The following is a 21,181-nucleotide window of genomic DNA, read 5'->3' as shown; positions in this document are numbered from 1 at the left end:
GCCGTGATCGCTGACGGATCGCGGCCGGCGTAGCGCAAGCGAGAGCGTCTCGCTCAGAACGCCCCGTGCGAAATGATGGGCGCGTAGTGGACCAGGGTCAGGATCAGAGCGATCGCGCCGATGAACCACGCCAGAGACTTGACGATGTCCTTCCCAGAAGTCTGCAGAGCCATTTTCTTCTCCATTAGACGCCGCCGCTCGTTTTTTTCGAATTGGCTGCGTGCAGAGGCGTCGAGACGTCGCAGCTTATCTATCGAATGGCGACATATTTCGTCGCGCGCAAGTTAATTTTTCGAGCAGGTCCGGAAAACGGCTCACTGCGCCTGTTGCGGCTCGCCAGCGTCCGGCCGAGCCTCGCCCGGACCCTTCAACTCCTCATGGCCCGAGCGATGATCCTCTCGAGGCGTATCACTCTCTCGAGGCGTATCTGCGGCGCCGCGACCATTCGCCTTCTCCCACCGCTCCATCGCCTCCGCATCATGCGCATGCGTGGCGTCGGGCGCGTCGATCGCCGCGTCGATCTGCATTTCTCCGGCCTTCTCGAACACCAGCGTGAGCTCGAATCCCCAGCCGACCGGATTGATCTTCTTGATGCCGGAGAGATGGATGAAGGAGCCGCCGGGCGCGAGAGTCACTTTCGAGCTGTTGGGGAAGAAAATCGCATCTGCCACAACGGCGAACTGGGGGGCGACATGCAGATCGAAGCCGCCGATCTGAGGAGATTTTACCCCGATCAGACGATCGGCGGCGTCACCGCGGTTATAGACCACCATGAAGAGATTGGCGTCGCTCTCGCCGTCGCGCGGCGCGCGCAGCCAGGGATGCTCGACCTTGAGCCCGCCCTTTTCATACTCATGCGCATTGGCGAGGCCGAAGCCGCCCGCCGCGAGCGCAGCGCCTCCGGTCAAAAACAGAACGCGCCGTCGATCGATAGACATGGCCGCCTCCTCTTCGGCGAGCCGCGGGATCGCGGCGTCGCTACATGACGACGAAAGCGCTACGACAAAAGCGCTCCTCCGCGATCAGGCTCGCGGCGGCTTCGCCTTGAAGGAATTCTTGTACCAGAGTCCGAATCCGACCAGTCCCAGCGCGGCAAAAAATGTCGCTATCGTGATGTCGCGCGTCTCGGTCTCGCCGACCGAGAAGGGAAATCGTGAAACATATTCTTTCGATCCGTCGTCGTTCCGCGCTTTCACCAATCCGATGAACTTGCCTTTTTGCTTGAAGTCGTATTCGAAATTGAGCGTGCCGGTGCGATATTTCTTCGCCGGCACATAGGTCTCCGTGTTGTGCTCGAGGTTTTCATCGTCGCTGGACTGCCCGACGTCACGCAGAATGCGAATTTCCAGATTCATGTCGCGCAGCTCGTCCTGCACGGCGTCGAGGACGATGATGGTCGGGCCGACATCGGGAATGTCGTCGCAGAACTGCTCGCGCGACTTCAACGGCTGATAGCCGGTGAAGTTCATCTGATCGGGCCCGATCTTCATCTTGCATTGGCCATCGTCGATGCTGACGCCCCCATGCGCCTGCGCCTGCGTCGCACAGCCTATGCTCACGAAAATCACAGCGGCAAAAAATCGGACGATCATCGCATTCCTCCCGGTTTCGCACGTCATTCGCGCGCGCGTTTGGCCCGAGCGCCGCCGCCGTTCGGCCACTCATCGTTATACGATGGATATATATCGTATAGCGATATAAATGCAAGACGCCATTGCGCGCGCTCTGGCGCCGACAAGCCCGGCGGGCGCCTTGACCAGGCGCCGGGCGAAGGTCATCATGTGCGCTTGGCCGAAAATCGCGGCGGAGAATCCGGGGGAGCGAGGAAAATGTCGACGGCGCTCGAGAGCCGCCCTCAGGAAGCCGACGACGACAGCCGCCCCTCGGAGGAGGAGCTTCGCGCGCTCGCCAATTTCCGCTACGCGCTGCGGCAGTTCCTCGCCTTCAGCGAGCAGGCGGCCGCGACGGTCGGCCTCACCATGCAGCGCTATCAGGCGTTGCTCGCCATCAAGACCTTTCGCGCCGGGGCCCATATCAGTGTCGGCGAGCTCGCCGAGCAATTGCTGATCCGCGATCACAGCGCGGCCGAGCTCGTCTCGCGTCTCGAGCAGGCCAAGCTCGTCAAGCGCAAGAACGATCCGCTCGATCGGCGCCGTTCGCTCGTCGTGCTGACGTCGCTCGGCGACCGCCGACTGGCGCAGCTCGCCTTCGTGCATCTGCGCAAGCTGCGCGCGGAAAAAAGCTCCTTTCTCCCGCTCTTCCAATCGGCGCAAGAAGCGGACGCGCAGCAGCGCGGCGAGGCGTCCGATCACGCTCCGGCGCAGAGCTGATATGCGACGAACGGGCCTTCTCGCCGCCTCGCTTCTGTTGCTGTCGCCATCGCTGTGCGCGGCCGACCAAGCGGCGCTTCGCCCCACGCAGTTCGTCCGGCGCGGAGCCGTCATCTGCCTGCGCCGCCCGGATTTGACGAAGATCGAGCGCGCCACGAACAGCCTGCGCTATTTCGGCCAGCTCCGCGCGCTCATCGCCGAAGGGCGCTGCCGACGCTATGCAGAGCGCGAGAAAATCGTCGAGATCGGCGCGATCGAGCAAGCCGAACGACACGCCGTCGTTTCCATCAGAACAGACGAAAAGCCCGACATCGTTCGGTGGATTTCACCGCGCGACATTCGGGAGATCAGACGCTTCTCGCATCGCCGCTGATGGCTCTGAACGACCCCCGGAGCCGTCTTCGCGGACGGCTCCGAGAGACGAGCGGCGCAGGTGGGATCAGCTCTGCGACGACCAAGGACGCATGAAGCTCAGCACCGTCGCGCTCAGCGTGCTGCCGGTGAGCACGACCGTCGCGCCGAGAGCCAGCAGAGCAACGAGATTGAGAACGAGATCATTGGTGCTTCCCGCGACCGCGAGAACGCCGAGCACGATCGCGCCCAATCCGGCCAGCGCCTGAATGCCGGCGGAGCCGGAGGCCATCTCGCTCGCCAGAAATTCGCCGCCGATATTCTGCGACTGTGAGGCGGAGGCGTCGTTCCTCGCCTGCGCATGACGCAATGTGTAGAGGTGCCACACCGCATTGCTGCTGAGCACGAGCGCGGTTCCGAAGGCGATCGTCGCGATCGGCGTCAGAACGCCGGAATTAATGCCGAGCAGCGAGAGCACGCCGAGCACAATTCCCGCCGCTCCGACGAGGAAGACAGCCGAGAGGCTGCCGCCTCCGAAATGTTCGAAATTCGCGGTTTTCGCGCCCGCGGGAAAGATGATCTGCGCATATTCGGACAGCATCGTGCCGCCTTGAATGAGCAGCGCGACGCCGAACACGATCGTCGCGATACCGGCCATGAGCGGCGGATTGACGCCGGCGAGCCCACAAACGGCTAGAACTATTGTTGCGATGCCTCCCACCGCATCGACGAGGCCGCCATAAACTGCGGCGTTTTCTTGCACTGTCGCCTCTCGGAAGGTCATGGACATGAGGACACTCCGTTTCCCTGCAGCCCGTCCTGCAACCCCGCGCACCATCTAGTTGCGGTGTCCGAGCCGGCAAGAGCGACGATCGCGCCCGTCGGCGCGAGCGTCGCCGTGCGCGCTCCGACATCGAAACGGCGACAGGAACCAATCCCAGCCGAACGTGTTCAGTGGAGTCGGGGAATTGTTTTGTCGGGCGGCCGGCCCCATTGGCGACGGAGGGCGTGATGAAATACAGAACTCTCGAAGAAATAACTAAACTTGCAGGTGTCGAGCCGGTCGAAGCGCGGCGCGAGCAAGCCTCGCTGCGTCGCGTCCGATTGGAGCGGCTCGCCACTTTGATCGAAGCGCATGTCGGACGCATTCGCCTCTTCTCGATGATGGAATACGTGCCCGTGAAGGAGCGGATCAAACTGCGCCAGGACGAGTCGCCCTTGTCGATCGCCTATCGCGACGCTTTCTTCCGCGAGCAGGGTTTGAAGGGCGACAGGCTCGGCGACGCGATCGACTTCTTCCATCTGTCCATGCGCGAAGCGCATCATATTTTCTGCGATTGCAACTATTCCGGCGCGATCACGCCCGGCGCCGTCGCCGCGCGCGCGCGCTCGATCGCCGAAAAGAAATCGCTCGGCGAGCTGTGGCGGAGCTTCACGCAGCGTCTCGGCCTGGCGTGAGTTGGTCGAAGCGGCGCCGAAGCGCGCCGCGCTGAACAGGCGTTCGCCGCTTTGCCGGCGAACGCCTGTTCAGACTCTATGCGAGATTTTCAGGCCGCCGTCACCCGGCGCCCGGCGTTCATCAATGCGAAGGGCGCGCCGGACAAGAGAATGTCCAATGCGGCGAGCGATTGATGCCGCCCGTTCACCGAAAGCCGCGGCAGCGCCGAGAGATGATCGCGGTGCTCGGGAAAAATCATGCCGGGACGCGTCGTCACCGCGCTCGTAAAGCCGAGGCGCGCGGCGAGCTCGAATTCTCTTCGTCCCGCCGATGTCGGATCGCCGACCGGATAGCAGAAATGGGGGACCGGCCGCTCGAGCTCGGCTTCTATGCGCAGCCGGCTCTCGGCCATCTCGAAGATCGCCGTCGCGCAATCGACCTTGGCCAATCGCGCATGGGTCACGGAATGCGCGCCGATCGTCGCGAGCTGGTGACGCGCCAGCGCGCGCAGCTCGCTCCATCCAAGACACAGCCGCCGTGTCAGCGCATGCGGCTCGAGCCGCGCTTCAGCCGACAGAGCGGTAACGACGCGCAGCAGCTCCGCCTCGTCGCCAGCGCGCAATTGCGCATAGATTTCGGCGAAGGCGCTGCGCTTTTCCGCCGCCGTCGCCGTATTGCAGCGCACACGCCTGCCGCCGGCGATGACGTCGAGACGATCGAGACGTCGGATCGCCTCCTCGAGCTCGACCCACCACAGTCGCGCCGAAGCGTCGGCGTATCCGGAGGTGAGATAGAGCGTGAAAGGCGCGCCATGGCGCTCCAGCACCGGCAGCGCATGCTCGACGAAATCCCGATAGCCGTCATCGAAGGAGAGCACGGCGAAGGGCGCTTCCGGCGCACCCTCGCGCAGCCGCGTCAGCGCGGCCTCCAGCGAGACGATCTCGACGCCGCGCCCACGCAGCCATAGGATCAGCGCATTCAGGAACTCCGGCGTGATCTCCAGCGGCTGATTGGGCTCGAAAGCCTGCTCGAGCCGCGGCCGCACGCGATGAAACATCAATATCGCGCCGAGTCCGCGCGTAAAGGGCTCGGCCAGACGGTGGGCGCCGCTCGCGCGGAAGAACTCCATCCCCGCTTCGATCGCCAATCGACGCCATTTCGTCACAGCCGCGCCTCCCGCGCTATTGTTCTTCTCGCGCCACCATCTCGAGGTCTCGTTGACCTTTCCTTGCTAGTGTCGCGAAGAAGCGCAAACATCAGCAATGCGGCGACGATATGGTTAACGCAAGAGCAGAAGACCTCAGAGTAGAAAATCTCATGGAGCTGTCGCGGTTCGAAACGGCGGGCGACGAAATCGCGCTCGATGTCTTCGCCTCTTTCGCGGATGCGCGCGGAGATTGGGAGACGCTGTTCGCCGACGCTCCGGCGAGCGCCTATCAATCTTTCGGCTTCGCGCGCGACTGGTTCGAGACTTTCGGATGCGCCCGCGGCCTCGAGCCGATGATCCTCGTCGCGCGCCAGACCGCCAGCGGGCGCCCGCTCGCTCTGCTCGGACTCTGCGTCGCGCGGCTCGGGCCGCTGCGGATCGCGCAATTTCTCGGCGGCAAGGAGAGCAATTTCAATCTCGGCCTCTTCGCCGCGGAGGCGCGCCTCGACGCCGCCGCCATTCGCGCGCTGCTGCGCCGCGCCGCCCGCGCGGCCGGCGTCGACCTCTATCGACTCGCCAATCAGCCGCAGGCTTTCGAGGGCGTCGCCAATCCGCTCGCCCTCCCCGGCGCGGCGCCGAGCCCCAGCTTCGCCTATGGGACCAGCCTGCCGGCGACTTTGAGCGCGCTCGACACGCGCTTTTCCAGCGATGCGCGGAAAAAGCTGCGCAAGAAGCAGGCGCGGCTGGAAAAAATGGGCGCGCTCGTCTTCGAGCATCGCGCGGAGGGCGCGCGCGGACGCGAGATCCTCGAGGTTCTCCTCGCGCAAAAGGCCGAGCGATTGCAGGACGCCTCTTTCGACAATGGCGCGATGCGCGATTTCGTTCTCGGCCGCTGCGGCGGCGCGCTGGAGGCTCATGCGCTGACGCTCGACGGGCGCATCATCGCGACCTATGCCGGCTTCACCCATCGCGGACGCTTCTCCGCAATGCTCAACTCCTTCGCATCGGAAGACGAGATCGCGCGCTCTTCGCCGGGCGATCTCCTGCTGCATTCACTGCTGCGCGATCTCATCGCGCGCAGCGTCGGACGTTTCGATCTCGGCGTCGGCGAAGCGCGCTATAAGAACGCTGTCTGCGACGAGACGATCGCGCTCGTCGACAGCATCATTCCGGCGACGCCGCTCGGCGCGCTCGCCGCGCCCCTCCTCGCCGCTCTCACGCGCGCAAAGCGCGCCGTCAAGCAGAACCCGCGGCTCTTTGCGTCGCTCACGCGGCTGCGCCGTCTCGCGCGATGAGACTCAGGCGGCGGAAGCGCCGACGGCGCTCTCCTCCTCGAGCAGGAAGGCGTCGCTGACGCCGGCCTGCGCCAGCTCGTCGATCACCGCCTCGGCGGCGCGCTCGGAGCCGCTCACCAGCACGATGTCGAAGGATGGCGCGAGGAACATGGCGCGATCATAGTCGCGCGTGGCGAAGACGATGAAGTCATAGGTCTGCGCCAGCGCCTCGAGCACAGACTCGGCGTCCTGATCATAGCCCGCCGCGGCGCGTCCGCCCGGCATGACGTGCAGACGCGAATCCAGATCGCGGTGAATGGCCTCGCCGAAGGTCGCGGCGCCGCTGGCGAGATCGGCGAGGCCGAGCGGCCGGGCGCGATCGATCTCGGGCACGAGCCGATCAAAGAGCTCTCCCTCCGCCTCGGCGTCCGCCGCCACGATTATGGCGAGGCCGCGCCGCGCCAGCGCGCGCGACAGAGTCACGGCGCTGTCGAAGCTCTGCTCCGCATCGGCGCAGCCGACCATGAGAACCTTGACCGACAGCGTCGCCATGCGGGCGGCGTCGATCCGGCCGACGACGCTCGAACGATGCGTGCGCATGGTTCGATCCTCGAGCTTGGGCGTGTGCGGATCGGGCGGCGCCGAAAAGCGCGCGGTCTGCGGCGTCGCGATCTGCGGCGTCGCGATCTGCGGCGTCTCCTCCGGCTCGGCGAAGGCGGGCTCGCGCCGTTCCGTCGCGATGCGGACCTTCGGCGGCGCTTCCAGCGCATCCTCGGGCGGCGCCGGAAGCGGCGTCGGGCCGGCGACTCGCGCGCGGCCGCCGAGCAGCTCGATCGCGACGATGGAGCCGGCGGTGAGAACGAAAGCGGCGATCGTCGCGAAAGCGGTGATCGGCAGCTTTTTCGGGAAGGAGGGAAGCGGCGGCGCGACGGCGCGCTGGATCACCCGAGCATCGGCGGGCGACGCCTTGGGCCCATCGCGCGCCAGCGCCTCCTGATATTTGGCCGAATCCGCCTCGAGCTGGTCCTTCAGCACGCGCGCGGCGCGCTCGAGTTCGCGCAGCTGCACCTCATCGGCGCCCGCCGCGCCGGCGACGCGCTTCTGCTCATCCATGGCCCGGGTCAGATTCTCCACGCGGGAGAACGCGATATGGGCCTCGTTCTCGAGCGTGCGCGCGGTGCGCTCGGCCGCGCGCCGCCAATCGGCCTCGAGATCGGCGAGCTGCGCCTGCAGCTCCTTTATGCGCGGATGGCCGGGCAGCAGCGTGCGCGATTCGAGAGCGAGCTGGGCGCGCAGCGACACGCGCTGCTCGCCGATGCGGCGGATCATCTCATTATTGGCGACATCCGGAATCTCGCCGACGCGATTTTGGCGCAGCATGTCGCGGACGAGCTTCGCCTTGGCCTCGGCGTCGGCCTGCGCGGTGCGCGAGATCGAGAGGTGATTGGTGAGATCGCCGAGCTGCTGCGTGGCGATCGTCATATTATTCGTGCCGGCGAAGAGGCCGGAGCGCGAGCGGAACGCCTCCACCTTCGCCTCGGCCTTGGCGAGGCGCTCGCGCAGATCGATGATCAGCGGGCTCAGCGACTGGGCGGCGTCGCGCGCGTTCTCGCGCTTCGCCTCGCGCTGTATGTCGATATAATAGGAGGCGATGGCGTTGGCCGCCCGCGCCGCGAGATCGGGATCACGGGCGGAGAACTCGATCTGCAGCACGCGCGTCTTGGTCGGCGAGAGCACCTGCAGCTTGTCGAAATAAGCGTCCAGCATGCGCTCTTCCGGCGCGAGCTTGGACGGATCGCGCGTCAAGCCCAGCATCACGCCGATCTTCGCGCCGAGCCCGAGGCCGTCGGCGAGCGGGTCGAATTCCGAATTGCCCTGCAGATCGAGCGATTTCAGCACGCGGCGCGCGAGATCGCGCGAGGTGAGCATCTGAATCTGGCTCTGCACCGCCTCGGCGTCCGGCGCGGCGGCGGGATCGGCGCGCTCCTTGTCGGCGCGCGTCAGATAGCTCTCCTGATTCTCGAGCAGGACGCGCGCCTCGGCGGTGTAGCGCGGCTTGACGACATTGACGAAAATCAGCGCGCCGAGAAAAGCCGCGAGCGTGACGCCGATCACAATGCGGCGGCGGCGCGACAGAGCGGCGGCGATCTGCCCCAGATCGATCTCGCCATGCGCGATCTCGCCGTGTCGGATCTCGCCCTGCGCGATCTCGCCCTGAGCGCTCCCCGCACCATCGTCAGAGTGGCCGAAATTCATCTGCGAACTCCATGTAGCGCGCAGACCATGTACCGAGATTATGGTTTCCGCAGGGTTAACCGCGGCAATCTTGCGCCATCCGAGGGGCGATCGCGCTTCGCCGATCGGCCGATCAGGCTTTGTTAACCATGAGTGCTTAAAAAATTCCTTCGGAACTCCGTTCGTAAGCTGTTCCTCGAGCCCGAGATTCTAAATGCCGAGATATGGCTTCCTCTTCTTCTGGCTGATGATGTGCGCGACATTGTCGGGCTGCGCCCTACCGGGCGCCTATATTCCGGAGCTGCTGGCGACCTCGACCGAGGAGCCCTACACGCTCGCGGCCGGCGATCGGCTGCGCGTCATCGTGTTCGGCCAGGACGCGATCTCCAACAGCTATACGGTCGACGGCTCCGGCCACATAGCGATGCCGCTCATCGGCATCGTGCCGGCCGCCGGCCTCACCACCCAGGCGCTGCAACATGAAATCGCCGCACGTTTGCGCAACGGATTCATCCGAGACCCCCGCGTCTCGGTGGAAGTCGAGGCGTATCGGCCGTTCTTCGTGCTCGGCGAAGTGCTCAGCGCCGGACAATATCCGTTCGTCGAGGGACTGACAGTGCAGAAGGCCATCGCCATAGCGGGCGGATTCAGTCCGCGCGGCTATCAAGGAGAAGTCGATCTGACGCGCGACTACGGCGGCGTGCCGGTTACCGGCCGGGTGCCTCTGCTGCAAGCGGTCAGACCGGGAGACACGATCACGGTTCGCGAACGGATTTTCTGAAGAAATATGCGAGCGGAGCGGCAGAGCCAGGCGAGTGACGACACGGCCCCCGGACGGCTGCGCATCGTGCATGTCATGCGCGCGCCGATCGGCGGCCTGTTTCGTCATGTCGTCGATCTCGCCGGCGCGCAGGCCGCGCGGGGCCATGCTGTCGGGCTCATCGCCGATTCCTCGACCGGCGGCGAACGCGCGGAGGCGGTTCTGCGAATGCTCGAGCCTTCGCTGGAGCTCGGCGTCACGCGTCTGTGCATGCGCCGCCTACCGAGTTGGAGCGACCCGATCGTCGCCTTTCGCATCGCCTCGGCGCTGAGGCGCCTTTCGCCCGACGTCGTCCACGGACATGGCGCGAAAGGCGGCCTCTACGCCCGTCTGCCGGCGTTGCTGCCCTTTTTCCCGTCGCTGCCCCATCCGCATATTCGTGTCTACACGCCGCATGGCGGCAGCCTGCATTTCGACCGGAACACGCTGGTCAATCGTCTCTATCTCTCGGTCGAAAGAGCGCTCGAGCGGGTGACCGACTTCATTCCCTTCGAGAGCGCCTATGCGCAAAAACGATTCGTCGAGGCGATCGGCATCTCCCGCGCCGTGGCGCGCGTCGTGCCCAATGGGCTGCGTCCGCAGGAGTTCGAGCCGCTCTCGCCGATCGCCGACGCCGCCGATTTTCTCTATGTCGGCGAGTGGCGCCGCTTCAAAGGCGTCGACACGCTGATCGAGGCGCTGGCGCTCATCCGCGACGAGACCGGCGCGGCGCCGCAACTGACGCTCGTCGGCTCCGGGCCGGACGAGGCGGCCCTGCGCGCGCTCGCCGAACAGCGCGGCGTGAACGAGCGGCTGTCGTTCGCGCCGCCCATGCCGGCGCGCGAAGCGCTACGTTTGGGGCGCATATTGGTCGTGCCGAGCCGCGCCGAGTCGCTTCCCTATATCGTGCTCGAGGCGATCGCCGCGCGCACGCCGCTCGTCGCCACAAATGTCGGCGGCATTCCCGAGATTTTCGGCGATTATGCGGATCGGCTCATCGCGAGCGACGATCCCGCCGCGCTCGCCCGCGCGATGATCGCCGCCGGCCGCATGGACGAGGCGTCGCGACGCCGCGCCAGCGACGAGCTCGCTGAAAGAGTAGCAGAAAATTTCTCTTTGACGGCGATGGAGGAGGCGGTGCTGCGCGGATATCGCGACGCGCTGGAAGCCGCCGGACATCGCCGCTCCGCGGAGGCCGTGCTGCCGCAGAGAGCCTGATGAGTGGAGTGACGTCATGTGTGCATTCGCCTTACGCGACATCAAAGCGGACGCCCCCGCCAATGACGACGGCCGTGTCGCCTCGAGGCTGGCGGAAATCGCCGCCGACGCCCGGCCGACGCCCGCCTATTCGCCGATCGTCCTCGCCGGCCTCGTCCGCAGTCTCGAATTTCTGCTGATCGCGGCCGGCGGCTTCGCCGTGCATCGACTGCATGTCGCGCCCGCCTATGGCTATGGCTTCGAATATTTCATCGTCATTCCGGGCATGGCGCTGCTCGCCGTCATCGCCTGGCAGGCGCTCGACCTCTACACGCCGGCCGCCTTTCGCTCGCCGATCGGCCATGGCCTGAAGCTCGCCGGCGGCTGGACTTTGGTCTTTCTCGCCGCGCTCGCGGCGATCTTCTTCCTGAAGCTCGACAACGCGCTGTCACGCGTGTGGCTGCTCGGCTGGTATGCCGGCGGGCTCGGCGTGCTGGCGGCGGAGCGCTTCGCCGTCGCCGCCGTGGTGCGGTCGCTGACGCAGCAGGGCAAGCTCGACCGCCGCACCGTCATCGTCGGCGGCGGCCCCGCGGCCGAGCCGGTGCTGCGCGATCTCGCAGCCGCGCAGCAGGACAGTGATCTGCGCATTCTCGGCATTTTCGACGACCGCCGCGACGACCGCTCGCCGGATGTCGTCGCCGGCTACCCCAAGCTCGGCACGATCGACGATCTCGTCGAATTCGCGCGCCACACGCGGCTCGATCTCGTCATCTTCACCCTGCCCATCTCCGCCGAGGCGCGCCTCCTGCAGATGTTGCGCAAGCTCTGGGTGCTGCCGATCGACATTCGTCTCGCCGCCCACACCAATAAGCTGCGTTTCCGCCCCCGCTCCTATTCCTACATCGGCAATGTTCCGGTGCTGGACGTCTTCGACAAACCGATCGCCGATTGGGACGTGCTGGCCAAATCCGCCTTCGACAAAATCGTCGGCGCGATCTGCCTCGTTGTTTTCGCGCCGGTGATGGCGGCGGTAGCGCTGGCGGTCAAGCTCGACTCGCGCGGCCCGGTGCTGTTCCGCCAGACTCGCTACGGCTTCAACAATGAGCGGATCGAGGTCTATAAATTCCGCTCCATGTACGCCGACAAGCTCGATCCGGCCGCCTCCCGGCTCGTCACCAAGGGCGATCCGCGCGTGACCCGCGTCGGGCGCTTCATCCGCAAGACCTCGCTCGACGAGCTGCCGCAGCTGTTCAATGTCGTGTTCCGGGGCAATCTGTCGCTGGTCGGCCCGCGTCCACACGCCATGCACGCCATGGCGGCCGAGCATCTCTATGACGAGGTCGTCGACGGCTATTTCGCCCGCCATCGCGTCAAGCCCGGCCTCACCGGCTGGGCGCAGATCAATGGCTGGCGCGGCGAGACCGACACGCCGGAGAAGATCCAGAAGCGCGTCGAATGCGACCTCTACTACATAGAGAATTGGTCGATCCTGCTCGACATCTACATTCTCGCGCTCACGCCGATCGCGCTGCTGAAGACCGAGAACGCCTATTGACGCGGGAAGCCTCGCCGTGGCGAGGAAATGCGAGCCTCTAAGGCTCGCGGTCCAGGGAGCGCTTCGGACCGCGAGCCCTCAGGCTCGCTTCGTCTCGGGGATCATTGCTCGACGCCGCGCCAGAGCCTATCCTGGCCTTCGCCGCGGCGCTGAACGCTCACGGCCCACGACCTCATCAAGAACATTAACATGAGCAGAATTTTCATTATTCTGCTTTGACTTATCCAGAGAAGTTGATGCAGCGCTCGAACCTTCTCATCGTCTTTCTCGCCGCGCTCGAGGGCGCGGCCGGCGTCGCTCTCTCGGCTGCGGCGGCGCATATTTCGAGCGCCGCCAATCTCGACACGGCAAGCCGCTTCCTGATGATCCACGCCGCGGCCGCGCTCGGCCTCGGCGCGCTGCTGGCGGCGAAGCCGCCGCTGTCGCGCTGGCTCACGGGCGTGAGCTTCGCCCTCATCGCCGGAGTCGCGCTGTTTTCCGGCGACCTCGTCGCCCGCACCTTCGCGGGCGATCGGCTGTTTCCCTATGCGGCTCCGATCGGCGGCTCCCTGACCATAGCGAGCTGGCTGGCTCTCTCGGTCTGGGCGCTCGCGGCGCAGCGCGTGAAATAGCTTTGCGCGCGAGATAGCAGCTGCGCCGCCACGGCGGCAGATGAGGCTATTCCGCTCTGGACAGGCGCCGGAATCGATCCCACGATCGCGAGCGTGGGGGCGGTTGCATGGGGGCGATGGAACAATGGCGCGTCGAGGCGCCGGTCGGCCGGCGCGTGCTCGTCGTCGAGGACGAGCCGCTGATCGCGCTCGCGCTCGAGGAGACGCTCGCCGAGCATGGTTTCCGCGTCGTGGCGTCGGCCCAGACCGTCGCCGTCGCATTGCGACACGTCGCCGGCGTTCAATTCGACGTCGCGCTGCTGGACTTGGCGATCGGCGCCGAGAGCGTGGAGCCGGTCGCCGACCGCCTCGCCACAATGGAGCTCCCTTTCGTCTTCGCCACCGGCTATGGCCGTTCGGCCCTGCCCCCGGCGCATGCCGGGCGTCCGATCGTCGAAAAGCCCTTCCGCACCGAGGCGCTGATCGCCGCTCTGATCGCCGCAGCGCGTCGCGCCGCGCAAAACGCCTGAGACGAGGGGCGGCTTGTCTCTCGCGATCACGCTCCATTTAAGGGGGAGTTGCGTCAAAACGGGTGCCGCGTCATGTCATCGCGTAAAAGCGGCGATCGGGGAACATCGCCCCATCGTCGCCTCGCCGCCCTCGGCGGCCTGATCCTGGCCTTTCTCATCGCGGCGCTCGAGCCACCTCCCGCATTCGCCCAGGACTTTTTTCAGCAATTGTTCGGCGGCGGCGGAGGCGGCGGCTATTCCAACTATGGCGGCGGCTATCCGAGCTATCGCCGCCACGCCAATTCCCGGCGCCACGCCTACGTCCCCCGGGAGCGGCGGGCCGAGCCGCAGTCGCGCTGGCGTCCGCGAGCCCTCCGCAGCGGCGGCGAGCCGGAACGCTCGGTCTATACAGAGACAGCGAGCGGCGGGCGCTCTTATTGCGTGCGCGAGTGCGACGGCTATTTCTTCCCCGTCGGCCTCTATTCGAACGCGAGCGACACGGCGAGCCATCAGCGCGCCTGCGGGCGTCTCTGCCCCGGCGCGCGGACGACGCTCTATGTCATGCGCGGCGGCTCCGACAAGATGGAGGATGCGGTGGCGGCGCGCGGCGGCGGCAGCTATTCGCGGCTGATGGCCTCTCTCCAACGCAAGGGCGAGGGCAAGGCCGAGGGGGACAAGGAATGCTCCTGTCACACGGGACAGTCCAATGAGAGCTCGATCGAGGCCATCTATCTCGACCCGACGCTGCGCCGCGGCGACGCGGTGATGACGACGCATGGCGTCGAAATCTTCCACGGCGGCAGCCGCTACCCCTATTCGAGGAATGATTTCCGTCCACTCGCCCGTTCACCCGATCTCGACGAGCCAGTCCGTCGCCGCCTGGCCGCGCTGGAGCGCGCCAGCAAGCACGCACGCGGCGCCATCGAGCGCCGCGCCGCGCGGCCGCTGGGCGAGCGTCGCAGCCAATCCGGCGGGCGTGAGCCACGCGACTGATCCAACCTCGGACACCCAGGGATGAACAAGGCGAGCCTTGCTGTGGGCTTGCCATCGTGCTCCGGTGTCGATATGCCGGACGGCGCCGCACACGTCCGGGACGATGCGCAGCGGAGGCCCTTGACCGTCGTCTCTTTCGAACAATGGTGCGGCGCGGAAAATATCATAGAGTCACCATGGCAATAGATGAGTTGATCTGATTGTCGATCTCTGTCGCCTACGATATTTTCGCGTCGCCGATCGATAGCGGCGCGACCTGCGCCGAGTTCTGACCCTCTAGTGCATGAATGAAAGGGCAATCGTCTTGAGTGTCGCCCCCTGTCCTTACCGCTCCTTTCCGGACTCGTCGTTTTGGTCGCGGTCAATCGCCAGAAAGGCGCCCCATGAAATAGACCCGATGACGACACCGTCATTTTCTATTTCGAGAACGGACAAGATTGCGACCGCAGGGAGCTGTTTTGCTCAGCATATCGCCAGGCATTTGAAAGACGCCGGATATTCTTATTTCGTGTCCGAACCGGCTCCCTCGATGTTTCCGCAAGATGTCCAAGAAAAGTTCGGATTCGGGACGTTCTCGGCGCGTTTCGGTAATATCTATACGGCCCGCCAGCTGGTCCAGCTTCTTGATCGAGCCTATAACTTATTTCATCCCGTCGATGATGCATGGCCGACAAAAAACGGCTTCCTCGACCCGTATCGGCCATTCATACAACCCGTTCCTTTCCCCTCACGCGAGACCCTGGACGCCGACAGGCGCATGCATTTCGCTGCCGTCCGCAAAATGGTCGAGGAGTGCGACGTTTTCATCTTTACGATGGGGTTGACCGAGGCCTGGATCAATCGCCGCGATGGAGCGGTTTACCCGGTTTGCCCAGGCTGCGGAGCGGGCGATCACCGGCCTGACGAGCATGTCTTCAAGAACTTCGACTACGCCGAGATTCTCGCGGATATGAACGGCTTTATCGAACGGTTCCGCGAACGCAACTCATCGGCCAAGATCATCGTAACAGTGTCGCCGGTACCTCTGGTCGCGACAGCCGAGAACCGACATGTTCTCACCTCGACTGTCCATTCCAAATCGGTACTGCGCGCTGTCGCCGGAAAGTTGGACGAGTTGGGCCTCGTCACTTACTTCCCGTCCTATGAGATCATCACGAATCCCGTCGGCGCCGCGCGATATTTTGCCGACGATCTTCGCTCTGTCACCGCAGACGGCGTCGCACATGTAATGCGTATATTTTTTCGGCATATGTGCGGAGAAGAAAGTCATCCTGTCGCACAAGTGGAGCAGACCGCGCCCAACGTAGACCCACTCCTCCAGCGAATATCGAAGAAACATCTCGAGAAGCTCGCAGTGATTTGCGACGAAGAAAATCTCGAAAAGCATAGGTGAGCCATGCGGCGTGTCGTGTTATTCGGTGATAGTCATGCTCATGCATTCGTCGAAGCCTCACGGATTTGGCATTTTTTCGAAGGAGATCAGGCGGACGAACCTTTTGTGTCCCACATGATCGATTGCGGCCTGATTTATCACGAAATCGTCATCGAACAGGCGGATGGGAAAACCCGCCTCAATCCTCTTTTCGAGATTGCGCTCGACCGCATGTACCTGCTCGATCGATTCTCGGGGGAGTATAAATCTGACAACGATATCGGCCTAATGCTTGGATTCGCGGATGTCCACCTCCTCGGATTCATCTCCGAGCTTTTCACGGATTTCGGCGATCTACTTACCGCGGATAACATAGCAAACGGGCCGGGATTCGTTTATTTTGAGATGCTCGTCGAGATGTTTCGGGGTCGACTTGCCAAAGTCGAGAAGGCGGTCGTATTTCTGCAGGAAAAGGGATTTGGGGTATTTCTCGTTGCAGGTCCCCCTCCGTCATCCGATGTCGCGATTTCGAACGCACGCGGATCGGATTTCACGCCGGCGAGTAGCGCAGTTCGACGCGCGATATTCCTCGCCATAAAGCGCGCGCTTGCGGAAATCGCACAAAGACGCGGCATTGGGTTCGTCGGCGACCATAGCGGTTTCGAAACCGACGACGGCATGCTCGACGAGCAATACGTCGACGACGGAGTCCACGCGAACGCGATTTACGCGCGAGACTTCGTACCTGTGATATTGAGGGAGCTCGGAAGAACTGTCGCGCCCTACAAGCGCGGCGCCAACGATGGCTAGAATCTGCCTCCAAGCGCCTTTTTTGCTTGATCTACGACGTATCGAAACAGAGGTTCCCTCTTTTTCGAAATGCTGCTTAATTCAATCGCTCGTCCTCCTCTGAGGGAATTTCGACGGCGGTCGCCGACGCGCTCGCCATCCTCCGCTGCGGCGCGCGAGACCAGGGCCGGTCCTCGCCCGGGCCGCGGGCTGTGCGCCATTCCACCGCCTCGGCGGCGAAGCGCAGCGTCACCGCCCCCGTCTCGGCGAGCTTGCGGCGGTCGAGGAGTATCGACGCCCCACAGCCCGCTGGCGCATAAAAGGGCGCGATGACGATGGCGGCGCGGGCGCAATCCTCGATCAGCGCCTTGCGATCCGTCACCAGAGCGACCGAGCGGCCGTCGACCGCTCTCGCCACGCAGCCGAGATCGTCGCAGGAGACGCCGCCGCGCGCGTCGGCCGGCGCGCGGGAGTCGGCGTCGGCGCGCAGCCATTGCTCGCCGACGAAGGAGAGTTTCCCGCGGCCGAGCAGAGCCAGCTCGCCGGTCGGCAGCCGCAGCGCCGCGGCGTCGCCGCCGGGGGCGACGGCGAGATCGAACCCCTCTCCATTCGCCGCGCCGAAGAGGCCGAGCGCCGCGAGGGGAATGGCCATCGCCCGGAATATCCAAGTCCGCCACAGGACGAGCGACAGAACGGCGAGCGAGAGAAACAGGATCGCGAAAGGCGCGAAGCTCTTGACCGGAAGGCTCGCCCCCGGCGCGGCGGCGATGAGCCGCGCGATCGACGTCACCAGATCTATGCCGAAGCCGAGATAGCGCCACACCGGTCCGTCGAGGCCGAAAGGATAGAGAAAGGCGCCGAGCAGCGCCCCCGGCACGGCGAAGAATTCGATGATGGCCAAAGTCAGCGGATTGCCGATCAGCACATAGGGGCTCAACTCGTGGAAATCATCGGCCATGAAGGAGGCCGTCGCCGATGTGGCGCAGAGCGTCGCGAAGATCGGCGCCGCCGGCCCGCGCAGCAGCAGCTCGCCGGCGCTCTCTCGCCATTTCGCGAGGCGCGATGGCGTCCGGCCGAAAACCGGCGGCTCGCGCCGGCGGTCGATCAGCGCGCCGCGCGCCTCATAGACGGCGACGAGCGCCGCCACAGCGGCGAAGGAGAGCTGAAAGCTCGCGCCGAGCAGCGCCTCCGGCTGGAAGGCGACGACGAAGACGACCGCTAGAGCGAGATTGCGCATCGACAGCGATGGGCGGTCGAAGAGCACTGCGACGAGCATGATCGTCGTCATGACCAGCGCGCGCTCCGTGCCGACGCGCGAGCCCGTGCCGATGTCGTAGAGAATCGCCCCGAGAATGGCGAGGCCGGCCGCCCATTTCTTGATCGGATAGTTCAGCGCCAGCGTACGCGAAAGCGCCAGCAGCCGCCGAAAGCCGACGAAGAAAATGCCGGCGACCAGCGTCATCTGCACGCCGGAAATGGTGATGATATGGAAGATGCCGGCGCGGCGGATCAGCTCTTTCGCCTCCTCGCTCAGAAAATCGCGCTTGCCCGTCACCATTGCGGCGGCGATCGCGCCGGTGTCGCCGCCGAGCGCACGCTGGACACGCGTGGCGAGCGCATTGCGCAGCCGATCGATGGCGGCGAAGAAACGCAGCGATAGAGGCGCGGGATCGGGCGGCGGCAGGATGTCGATGCGGCCGAGCGCATTGCCGACGCCGCCAAGCGAGGCGAAATAGGCGTCGCGCGAGAAATCATAGCCGCCGGGCAGCGCGGCATGGGCCGGCGGCAGCACGCGCGCCTTCAACCCGATGAAATCGCCGGCCGCGAATTTCGCCTCGCCCCGCGTCGTCAGCCGCACGCGCAGCGGAGCGACGTCATTCGGCAATCCTTCGGCGCTGGCAAGGCGCAGAATGAAGCGCGCGCCATTGGGGCGCGGATCGAGCTCCTCGACGAAGCCGGTCAGAACGCCGACGCCGGCGCGCGGAACAATGGGCGCATCGACGCGCGCGGCGCGCCAGACGGCGGCGAAGAAGCCGCCACAGACGCAGGCGATTACGAGAAAAACCGCGCCGGCGCGATGCGCGCGAAAGGCGAAGGCGAGCGCCGCAAAGGCGGCGAAGCCCGCCGCCGAAAAAGCGAAAGAGGGCTCGCGATCGGCGCCGAAATAGAGGATGACGCCGGCGCCCGCCGCCACCGGCAGCCATAGAAACGGCCGCCGCAGCGCGATTTCCTCTTCCAGCGCCGCGCGCGCGGCGGCGGATAGCGACGCGAAAGCGGCCGAAATGGCGGGGCGAATGACGCCCCTCGCCCGATCGGCCGCGCCGGCGACGGCTTTCGCGCTCCAACTCAAAAGGGCCTCGGCTATGGCTGCTCGAACAAGGTCGAGCCCATGCTATCCCGAAGCCGGCCGGCGCGCGAGCGTCCCGCGGGTCGCAATATCAAAAGCGCGTCGTCAGATCGGTCAGCCAATCGGGCGAGGAGGCGACGAGCGCCGCCTCCAACGGCTTGTCGAGGCCGGTCGCGATCAGCAGGCCGACCGAGGCCAGCGCCGCGCCGAGCGCGCCCTTGCCCCATTTGCCGCCGACGAGCAGCGAATGCCGCAGCCGCGTCGAAAGGCTCCGCGACGCCGCGCCGAGCGCGACCAGCGGCAGGCCGGCGCCGAGCCCGAAAGCGCCCATCACCAGGCCGACCTGGCCGAGATTCTGGCCCTGCGCGGCGAGCAGCGAGGCGGCGCCCAGAGTCGGACCGGCGCAGGGGCTCCACACGGCGCCGAGCAGCAGGCCGAGCCCCAATTGGCCGCGCAGCCCATGCGTCGAGAAGCCGGCGAAGCGGCGCTCGATCCAATCGGCCACGGGACCGCCGGCGGCGGCGAGCCGCACTTGCAGCGCCGGCGCCGCGAGCAACACGCCGAGCGCGATCATCAGCAGCGCCGCGCCGAAGCGTAGCGCGTCGCCGTCTATCCCCGCCCCGAAGCCGATCAGCGCCAGAAACAGGCCGATGGCGACGAAGGAGGAGGCGACGCCGAGGGCGAGCGCCGCCGGCCCCATTTTGTGCTCCGAAGCCGCCGCGCCGAGGATGATCGGCAGCAGCGGCAGCACGCAGGGCGAGAGGATGGAGAACAGGCCCGCCAGAAAGGCGAGCCCCGCTCCGGCGAGATCGGCCCCCATCACAGCGCCTTGTCGAGCAGAGCGGCGATCGAGGCCGCATTGGTGTCGCCGACGGAACGGCCGGTCTCGCTCTTGCCCTTGAACACGATGAGCGTGCTCTGCGTGGTCGCGCGGAAGCCGCGCAGCGCGTCCTTCTGGCTGTCGAAATCGACTTGGAACACCTGCAGCGTCCCGAATTTGGCGTCGCTCTCGAGCTTCTCGAGAATCGGCTGCTGCGCTTTGCAGGTGGGGCACCAGGGCGCATGAATCTCGACGAGGATCGGCTGGCCCGCCGTCTGCGCCGCCGCGAAGGCCTGTGGCGTGAAAGCGTGTTTCTCGGCGGCGAAGGCGGGAAGGGAAAAGAGCGCGGCGCCGAGCAAGGCGGCGGCGAAACGTGATGACATTGGCGATCCTTTCGGGTTTCGATCACGAGGGCGCCGACGCATCGGAGCGGCTCCCGAGCTGATGTTCGCAGGCGAGGCGTCGAATGTTACGCGATCCGAGCGCGCGCCTTCGAGGCCGCGCGCTTTCGCGCATGAACCGCGCGTTATGGAGCCGCGCGCAAGCGCCCGCACGCGCGGACGCGAGCGGGTGGGACGAGGTCGTCCGGGACGCCGGGGCCTCCCTTGGCCACGGCATTCGCAAAAGAAGCGCATTCGGAATGCCCCGAGGGTCCCGGACGCGGTCTGCCTCTGCTCTCCACCGCCTCCGGGCCCAGGGTTGTTTTCCCCTCTCGGGTAGTCTATCCCCGCGCGAACCTCGGATATTCGGCCGGCTTTCGCGTTCGTCTCCGAACGCCTCCGCACGAAGGAGAAGCCGGACCGGCGGCGTGGCGTCGAGCGCGCGAACGAGGGTAGCCGCCCCGCCTCTCTCGAAACCGCCCCCTCGCCGGCCCCGCCCCTGCCCGGACGACGCCCTTGCCATTCGACGAGGGTGGCCGAGTATAGGAATATTTTCCGTAAAATGTCAAGAGTCGCGCCCCACCTCCCCCTTGAGGGGGAGGGTCGGCCGGCGGAGCCGGACGGGGTGGGGTGATCCCCGAGACTTAGGGGAGTCACCCCTCCCGAGCGCCTTCGGCGCTCGCCCTCCCCCCTCGAAGGCTATCGGATCGACTCTGCGGCCGTCATGGCCGGGCTTGTCCCGGCCATCCACGCCAAGCAGCTGATAAACCAAATGAAAGCGCCCGCCATGGACAAATTTCATCCCGCGTCGGACGGCGCCGGAGCGTCGGCGTCTCGCCAAACTTTCGAGACGCCTCGGCGTGTCGGCGTGGCTGGCCGGGACAAGCCCGGCCATGACGTCGCGGGGCCGCATTCGATAGCCAGTCGAGGGGGAAGCGGGGCGCGTCTTCGTGTCGAAAACGACAGTCTTTTGCTGCGGCGGGGCACATCCGCGCCGACTCTCGTTGTGCGCGCCGCGATAGATTTCATCAAGGCGATTCTGCGATCTCGCGCCT

At 65.5% G+C, this 21,181-nt stretch carries 20 protein-coding genes; 12 read left to right on the top strand and 8 right to left on the bottom strand.

Annotated elements, in window-relative coordinates:
- Window positions 1-314: 314 nt before the first annotated feature.
- Both AC6IY7_RS16675 and AC6IY7_RS16670 read right to left on the bottom strand, forming a co-directional pair.
- Complete coding sequence (locus tag AC6IY7_RS16675; protein ID WP_497780528.1) at window positions 315-938, bottom strand: copper chaperone PCu(A)C; 624 nt, start codon at window positions 936-938, stop codon at window positions 315-317.
- An 84-nt stretch (window positions 939-1,022) separates the two neighbouring features.
- Entirely contained in the window at window positions 1,023-1,592 is a 570-nt protein-coding gene (locus AC6IY7_RS16670) for a hypothetical protein (RefSeq protein WP_497780527.1), read from the bottom strand.
- A 237-nt stretch (window positions 1,593-1,829) separates the two neighbouring features.
- Here AC6IY7_RS16670 and AC6IY7_RS16665 point away from each other — a divergent pair, with 237 nt between their 5' ends.
- Window positions 1,830-2,330 carry a MarR family winged helix-turn-helix transcriptional regulator gene (locus tag AC6IY7_RS16665; protein ID WP_497780526.1) on the top strand — a complete coding sequence of 167 codons (501 nt, stop codon included), beginning with the start codon at window positions 1,830-1,832 and terminating at the stop codon, window positions 2,328-2,330.
- Window position 2,331: 1 nt separating this feature from the next.
- Window positions 2,332-2,703, top strand: coding sequence for a hypothetical protein (locus tag AC6IY7_RS16660; protein WP_497780525.1), 372 nt, complete (start codon window positions 2,332-2,334; stop codon window positions 2,701-2,703).
- A 66-nt stretch (window positions 2,704-2,769) separates the two neighbouring features.
- On the opposite strand, the gene AC6IY7_RS16655 is transcribed toward AC6IY7_RS16660, so the two are convergent.
- Window positions 2,770-3,471 carry a hypothetical protein gene (locus tag AC6IY7_RS16655; protein WP_497780524.1) on the bottom strand — a complete coding sequence of 234 codons (702 nt, stop codon included), beginning with the start codon at window positions 3,469-3,471 and terminating at the stop codon, window positions 2,770-2,772.
- A 221-nt stretch (window positions 3,472-3,692) separates the two neighbouring features.
- Here AC6IY7_RS16655 and AC6IY7_RS16650 point away from each other — a divergent pair, with 221 nt between their 5' ends.
- Window positions 3,693-4,139 (top strand): hypothetical protein, encoded by a 447-nt coding sequence (locus AC6IY7_RS16650; RefSeq protein WP_497780523.1) that lies wholly within the window; start codon window positions 3,693-3,695, stop codon window positions 4,137-4,139.
- A gap of 89 nt (window positions 4,140-4,228) precedes the next feature.
- On the opposite strand, the gene AC6IY7_RS16645 is transcribed toward AC6IY7_RS16650, so the two are convergent.
- A complete protein-coding gene (locus AC6IY7_RS16645) occupies window positions 4,229-5,248 on the bottom strand; it encodes a polysaccharide deacetylase family protein (RefSeq protein WP_497782867.1) in 1,020 nt (339 codons plus the stop codon).
- Between the two features lie 188 nt (window positions 5,249-5,436).
- On the opposite strand from AC6IY7_RS16645, the gene AC6IY7_RS16640 reads away from it, so the two are divergent.
- Entirely contained in the window at window positions 5,437-6,561 is a 1,125-nt protein-coding gene (locus AC6IY7_RS16640; RefSeq protein ID WP_497780522.1) for a GNAT family N-acetyltransferase, read from the top strand.
- Window positions 6,562-6,564: 3 nt separating this feature from the next.
- Here the strand turns inward: AC6IY7_RS16640 and AC6IY7_RS16635 are convergent, their stop codons facing one another.
- Window positions 6,565-8,796 (bottom strand): Wzz/FepE/Etk N-terminal domain-containing protein, encoded by a 2,232-nt coding sequence (locus tag AC6IY7_RS16635; protein ID WP_497780521.1) that lies wholly within the window; start codon window positions 8,794-8,796, stop codon window positions 6,565-6,567.
- Window positions 8,797-8,989: 193 nt separating this feature from the next.
- On the opposite strand from AC6IY7_RS16635, the gene AC6IY7_RS16630 reads away from it, so the two are divergent.
- The 8 genes from AC6IY7_RS16630 to AC6IY7_RS16595 all read left to right on the top strand — a co-directional run bounded on the left by AC6IY7_RS16630 (window position 8,990) and on the right by AC6IY7_RS16595 (window position 16,600).
- Entirely contained in the window at window positions 8,990-9,556 is a 567-nt protein-coding gene (locus AC6IY7_RS16630) for a polysaccharide biosynthesis/export family protein (protein WP_497780520.1), read from the top strand.
- A gap of 6 nt (window positions 9,557-9,562) precedes the next feature.
- Window positions 9,563-10,792, top strand: coding sequence for a glycosyltransferase family 4 protein (locus tag AC6IY7_RS16625; RefSeq protein WP_497780519.1), 1,230 nt, complete (start codon window positions 9,563-9,565; stop codon window positions 10,790-10,792).
- Window positions 10,793-10,808: 16 nt separating this feature from the next.
- Complete coding sequence (locus AC6IY7_RS16620) at window positions 10,809-12,326, top strand: undecaprenyl-phosphate glucose phosphotransferase (protein WP_497780518.1); 1,518 nt, start codon at window positions 10,809-10,811, stop codon at window positions 12,324-12,326.
- A gap of 236 nt (window positions 12,327-12,562) precedes the next feature.
- Window positions 12,563-12,937: a DUF423 domain-containing protein gene (locus AC6IY7_RS16615; RefSeq protein WP_497780517.1), complete on the top strand. Its 375-nt coding sequence runs from the start codon at window positions 12,563-12,565 to the stop codon at window positions 12,935-12,937.
- A 107-nt stretch (window positions 12,938-13,044) separates the two neighbouring features.
- A complete protein-coding gene (locus tag AC6IY7_RS16610; RefSeq protein ID WP_497780516.1) occupies window positions 13,045-13,446 on the top strand; it encodes a response regulator in 402 nt (133 codons plus the stop codon).
- 72 nt (window positions 13,447-13,518) lie between these two features.
- On the top strand, window positions 13,519-14,418 hold the full coding sequence (locus tag AC6IY7_RS16605) for a DUF2865 domain-containing protein (protein ID WP_497780515.1): 900 nt from the start codon (window positions 13,519-13,521) through the stop codon (window positions 14,416-14,418).
- Window positions 14,419-14,815: 397 nt separating this feature from the next.
- The gene (locus tag AC6IY7_RS16600) at window positions 14,816-15,811 is read left to right on the top strand and encodes a GSCFA domain-containing protein (protein ID WP_497780514.1); all 996 of its coding nucleotides are present in this window, start codon (window positions 14,816-14,818) and stop codon (window positions 15,809-15,811) included.
- Window positions 15,812-15,814: 3 nt separating this feature from the next.
- The gene (locus AC6IY7_RS16595) at window positions 15,815-16,600 is read left to right on the top strand and encodes an SGNH/GDSL hydrolase family protein (protein ID WP_497780513.1); all 786 of its coding nucleotides are present in this window, start codon (window positions 15,815-15,817) and stop codon (window positions 16,598-16,600) included.
- 76 nt (window positions 16,601-16,676) lie between these two features.
- Here AC6IY7_RS16595 and AC6IY7_RS16590 read toward each other — a convergent pair whose 3' ends face one another.
- The 3 genes from AC6IY7_RS16590 to AC6IY7_RS16580 form a co-directional block, all read right to left on the bottom strand.
- Window positions 16,677-18,929, bottom strand: coding sequence for a ComEC/Rec2 family competence protein (locus AC6IY7_RS16590; protein ID WP_497780512.1), 2,253 nt, complete (start codon window positions 18,927-18,929; stop codon window positions 16,677-16,679).
- 88 nt (window positions 18,930-19,017) lie between these two features.
- Entirely contained in the window at window positions 19,018-19,746 is a 729-nt protein-coding gene (locus AC6IY7_RS16585) for a cytochrome c biogenesis CcdA family protein (RefSeq protein ID WP_497780511.1), read from the bottom strand.
- Window positions 19,746-20,129: a thioredoxin family protein gene (locus tag AC6IY7_RS16580; RefSeq protein WP_497780510.1), complete on the bottom strand. Its 384-nt coding sequence runs from the start codon at window positions 20,127-20,129 to the stop codon at window positions 19,746-19,748. The genes AC6IY7_RS16585 and AC6IY7_RS16580 overlap by 1 nt, the downstream gene beginning before the upstream one ends.
- Between the last annotated feature and the right edge of the window lie 1,052 nt (window positions 20,130-21,181).

The organism is Methylosinus sp. is20ea, assembly GCF_059718135.1.
Note: the sequence above shows the minus strand (reverse complement) of the source record. Positions and strands in the feature narration are given on the sequence as shown.

Bases quoted from the DNA above. Each gene is read 5' to 3' on its own strand.
- AC6IY7_RS16605 (WP_497780515.1), top strand. From the start codon at position 13,519: ATGTCATCGCGTAAAAGCGGCGATCGGGGAACATCGCCCCATCGTCGC.
- AC6IY7_RS16615 (WP_497780517.1), top strand. From the start codon at position 12,563: ATGCAGCGCTCGAACCTTCTCATCGTCTTTCTCGCCGCGCTCGAGGGC.
- AC6IY7_RS16675 (WP_497780528.1), bottom strand. From the start codon at position 938: ATGTCTATCGATCGACGGCGCGTTCTGTTTTTGACCGGAGGCGCTGCG.
- AC6IY7_RS16630 (WP_497780520.1), top strand. From the start codon at position 8,990: ATGCCGAGATATGGCTTCCTCTTCTTCTGGCTGATGATGTGCGCGACA.
- AC6IY7_RS16655 (WP_497780524.1), bottom strand. From the start codon at position 3,471: ATGTCCATGACCTTCCGAGAGGCGACAGTGCAAGAAAACGCCGCAGTT.
- AC6IY7_RS16580 (WP_497780510.1), bottom strand. From the start codon at position 20,129: ATGTCATCACGTTTCGCCGCCGCCTTGCTCGGCGCCGCGCTCTTTTCC.
- AC6IY7_RS16665 (WP_497780526.1), top strand. From the start codon at position 1,830: ATGTCGACGGCGCTCGAGAGCCGCCCTCAGGAAGCCGACGACGACAGC.
- AC6IY7_RS16595 (WP_497780513.1), top strand. From the start codon at position 15,815: ATGCGGCGTGTCGTGTTATTCGGTGATAGTCATGCTCATGCATTCGTC.
- AC6IY7_RS16670 (WP_497780527.1), bottom strand. From the start codon at position 1,592: ATGATCGTCCGATTTTTTGCCGCTGTGATTTTCGTGAGCATAGGCTGT.
- AC6IY7_RS16640 (WP_497780522.1), top strand. From the start codon at position 5,437: ATGGAGCTGTCGCGGTTCGAAACGGCGGGCGACGAAATCGCGCTCGAT.
- AC6IY7_RS16585 (WP_497780511.1), bottom strand. From the start codon at position 19,746: ATGGGGGCCGATCTCGCCGGAGCGGGGCTCGCCTTTCTGGCGGGCCTG.
- AC6IY7_RS16620 (WP_497780518.1), top strand. From the start codon at position 10,809: ATGTGTGCATTCGCCTTACGCGACATCAAAGCGGACGCCCCCGCCAAT.
- AC6IY7_RS16650 (WP_497780523.1), top strand. From the start codon at position 3,693: ATGAAATACAGAACTCTCGAAGAAATAACTAAACTTGCAGGTGTCGAG.
- AC6IY7_RS16645 (WP_497782867.1), bottom strand. From the start codon at position 5,248: ATGGAGTTCTTCCGCGCGAGCGGCGCCCACCGTCTGGCCGAGCCCTTT.
- AC6IY7_RS16610 (WP_497780516.1), top strand. From the start codon at position 13,045: ATGGGGGCGATGGAACAATGGCGCGTCGAGGCGCCGGTCGGCCGGCGC.
- AC6IY7_RS16600 (WP_497780514.1), top strand. From the start codon at position 14,816: ATGACGACACCGTCATTTTCTATTTCGAGAACGGACAAGATTGCGACC.
- AC6IY7_RS16625 (WP_497780519.1), top strand. From the start codon at position 9,563: ATGCGAGCGGAGCGGCAGAGCCAGGCGAGTGACGACACGGCCCCCGGA.
- AC6IY7_RS16635 (WP_497780521.1), bottom strand. From the start codon at position 8,796: ATGAATTTCGGCCACTCTGACGATGGTGCGGGGAGCGCTCAGGGCGAG.
- AC6IY7_RS16660 (WP_497780525.1), top strand. From the start codon at position 2,332: ATGCGACGAACGGGCCTTCTCGCCGCCTCGCTTCTGTTGCTGTCGCCA.